Source organism: Lactobacillus jensenii DSM 20557, assembly GCF_001436455.1.
In the GTDB taxonomy this organism is placed as follows: domain Bacteria; phylum Bacillota; class Bacilli; order Lactobacillales; family Lactobacillaceae; genus Lactobacillus; species Lactobacillus jensenii.
In genome coordinates this window covers 1-862 of the sequence record NZ_AYYU01000065.1, presented here as the reverse complement: position 1 = coordinate 862, position 862 = coordinate 1, and the positions used below count along the sequence as shown (strand labels likewise).

1 protein-coding gene is annotated in these 862 nt (G+C 32.3%); it reads left to right on the top strand.

Annotation, left to right across the window (positions count from 1 at the left end; genetic code table 11):
* Positions 1-575: hypothetical protein (locus tag FC45_RS07815; RefSeq protein WP_162257476.1), on the top strand; the 575-nt coding region annotated here is incomplete at its 5' end.
* Positions 576-862 lie beyond the last annotated feature (287 nt).

Sequence of the window (862 nt, the reverse complement as noted above, 5' to 3'; positions counted from 1 at the left end):
CACAATCAAGTAAGGCAAGTTCAAGCAGTGCTTCAAGTGCTTCTGCAAGTCAAAGTGGGTCATCATCAGAAAATTCTGGTTTTACAAGCAATAATGGAATTTGGACTGATTCAGAACGTCAAGAAGCAGAACAATATTTTGTACAATTAGTAAATGAATGGAATGCAAAACAGGGGAATACAGTGCCATTTGTTATTAATTCTGAAAAACAAAGTTTAGCTGAATTTAGAGCCCAACAAAATATTGAATCTATTGAAAAAACCGGAGATATTGATGACCATATGCCAAATGGAGTACCATTCTTAAATCAACCTGAATTTAAAAACTCTAAAGTTCCAGTAGTTACTGAAGTTCAAGGTATGCAAGGTTCAGCATCCGGAATGACCCCTAAGGAGTTTGTAGATGCAGCATTTGATGCATTCATTTATAGAGATGGTCCATCATGGCAACACCGTGAATCATTACGTTCTGGTACAAAAGAAGAATTAGAAGTTGATAGTTTACCATTTGGCGTAGGTATCAAACAAGTAAGACATAATGGAATGATTATTAATGTAATTGATGCGTTAATCTAGAATTTGGTAGCTGTTTAAAAATAGGGAAAGTCGATAATGACTTTCCCTATTTTTGTGCCATTTTTGCCGATGATGGATGAAAGACATGTTTTCCTTAAAAGATTGCTATTCTTTAAATATACTATTGGATTTTGGAAAGGAAGTATTTTAATGTCAGATTTGCAAAATGAATCATTTTGTAGGTTTTCCAATTTATTTTTTCATAATGAGATATCTACATTTTTATTGGTTTATTATTTTTAGTATATTACATCTTTCGAAACTGTCAAATTTTTTGTGTAAATAGA